Origin of the sequence: Shewanella sp. A32 (genome assembly GCF_029167175.1) — a bacterium.
Taxonomy (GTDB): Bacteria; Pseudomonadota; Gammaproteobacteria; order Enterobacterales; family Shewanellaceae; genus Shewanella; species Shewanella yunxiaonensis.
Genome location: NZ_JARFTS010000054.1, coordinates 1 through 2,238, shown reverse-complemented (window position 1 = coordinate 2,238; position 2,238 = coordinate 1). Strand labels below are relative to the sequence as shown.

Sequence of the window (2,238 nt, the reverse complement as noted above, 5' to 3'; positions counted from 1 at the left end):
GTGCGCTTACGGCTTGAGTTAGTTGATGTCGCCATAAAGAAGTCCTCTTTATGTCAACGTATTTCAGGACGGGACACTTTTAGACAAAAAAGCCCGGCATCGTCCGGGCTTTTTAATTCGCGATGTTTAAATAGCAACTGAAGGATGTTTAGCTTCCCACTTCTTCCAGAATTTATCGTGAAAGTAAAACACGACAGTATTAATACTCGGTTCTATCAATGCTACAGCGCCACCGACCAATACACTACCGGTTAACAGATAAGTGATGCTGAAAGCCACACTAAAGTGCAGCACAGCAAAGGTTAATGTCTTAATCATGCCCCACCTCCCATTTGTTTATGTGTTAATGATAATTGTTATCATATAAAAATAAACAGGAGGATTTCGATTATGCTAAACGGAAAATGCGTTCGACATTAATCCAACTTCAACGATGTTAGTAGTACCAAGGAAATTCAGAGAAATCCTGATCGCGTTTTTCCAAAAATGCATCCCGGCCTTCTTGGGCTTCAGCGGTACCATAGGCTAAACGAGTCGCCTCTCCCGCAAATAGCTGTTGTCCCACCAGACCATCATCTGGCAAGTTGAAACCATATTTCAACATACGCATTGCTGTCGGGCTTTTGGAGTTGATTTCTTTGGCCCAACGTAAAGCTTCTTGTTCCAGTTCGGCATGTGGTACTGACTTATTCACCATGCCCATAGCAAAAGCTTCGTCGGCACTGTAATTAAACCCACAAAAGAAAATTTCCCGAGCGCGCTTTTGACCGATCATTTTTGCGAGATAAGCGCTGCCATAACCAGAATCAAAGCTGGCAACATCAGGATCTGTTTGTTTGAAAACTGCATGTTCTTTAGAGGCTAATGTCAAATCACACACAACATGTAAACTATGACCGCCTCCTACCGCCCAACCAGGAACGACCGCAATCACTACCTTGGGCATAAAACGGATCAGCCGCTGCACCTCAAGGATATGAAGCCGTCCCATCCGTGCCAAATCAGCCTTTCCCGCTTCGACACCTTCATACTTATAACCGTCTTTGCCACGAATACGCTGATCACCACCGGAAGAAAAAGACCATTGTCCTTTTGCTGATGGCCCATTACCCGTCACTAAAACACAGCCAACATCAGACCACTGGCGGGCGTGGTCTAGTGCGGTATACAGCTCATCAACCGTTTTGGGACGAAAGGCATTAAGACAATCGGGACGGTTAATAGCAATTCTGACCGTACCCTGCTCTTTAGCTCTATGGTAGGTAATATCTTCAAAATCAAAGCCTGATACTGGCTCCCAAGATTTAGTGTCAAAGATATCAGATACGAATTGCGACATAGTTACAGCCCTTAAGTAAAAGCGTTAGTTAGAAATTTATCGACGATACTGCATCCTGATTAAAAGTTATCGCAAATAAACTGAAGATTGTCCTTACTGAATACTGGATGTGACATGACATCACTGCGGCAATACTCATCCTTGAAATCTGAAAAGGTATCAGGACTTTCCAATACCTTATTCAACTCTTGCAGTTCAGCATTAGACAATCGCTCGCCGAGAGTTGACCTTAGTTTTGCACGCTTTTGATCGATACGGATAATTTGAGTTCCTGTCATCGCATCCAGTTTGCGTTCTATCTTATTCAGTAGCGCTTCTGATTTTGCGATAGGCTCATCTAGCTTATCTGTCTTAGTCGCAAGGTAGTAAACAATAGCAGCGAGCACTGCCAGAATAATCCATCCTCTCATCGTGGCTCCTTCAACTCTCGTGTGCGAGATAACGCAATAATACTTCAGGTTGTGGTAAATAGTGCAGAATTCCAGTTTAACGTACGCTGACTGGCGAGAAATTTTTTAGTCTTATTAGGCAAAATTCGGAGAGCTTGCCTACACTGAATAGACGGATGTTCATCTAAGTCCCCTGCAAAAGTCGGTAATAGGCGCTTATTTGTACCATAACCATTTAACTTTTAAGCGGTTGGATGGTTTCTTGAACAAACGAAAAAATTCTTTTATTTAGCCCTTGCGCAAACAGCTAAGGGGCCTATAATGCGCACCCACTGACACGGCAACAGCGACACGCTGGCGGTGTTGAGGACAAGGCGGCAAGGCTGAATTGTCCTGGCGAAAAAAGATTGGTGAAAGCCACTTGACGCCAAAACGGGGTGGTGTAGAATGCACGTCCCTGTTCGGAGATAAGCCCGAACAACGCTCTTTAACAATTGATGAGACAAGCAA

At 44.0% G+C, this 2,238-nt stretch carries 3 protein-coding genes; all 3 read right to left on the bottom strand.

The genetic code is table 11. The features are described 5' to 3' along the window. Nucleotides 1–126: 126 nt before the first annotated feature. The 3 genes from PY479_RS17485 to PY479_RS17475 all read right to left on the bottom strand — a co-directional run bounded on the left by PY479_RS17485 (nt 127) and on the right by PY479_RS17475 (nt 1,749). Nucleotides 127–318 carry a DUF2061 domain-containing protein gene (locus tag PY479_RS17485; protein ID WP_212594912.1) on the bottom strand — a complete coding sequence of 64 codons (192 nt, stop codon included), beginning with the start codon at nt 316–318 and terminating at the stop codon, nt 127–129. Between the two features lie 118 nt (nt 319–436). After that, a complete protein-coding gene (locus PY479_RS17480) occupies nt 437–1,339 on the bottom strand; it encodes a 1,4-dihydroxy-2-naphthoyl-CoA synthase (RefSeq protein ID WP_212594911.1) in 903 nt (300 codons plus the stop codon). Nucleotides 1,340–1,398: 59 nt separating this feature from the next. Further along, on the bottom strand, nt 1,399–1,749 hold the full coding sequence (locus PY479_RS17475) for a hypothetical protein (protein ID WP_212594910.1): 351 nt from the start codon (nt 1,747–1,749) through the stop codon (nt 1,399–1,401). Nucleotides 1,750–2,238: the final 489 nt, after the last annotated feature.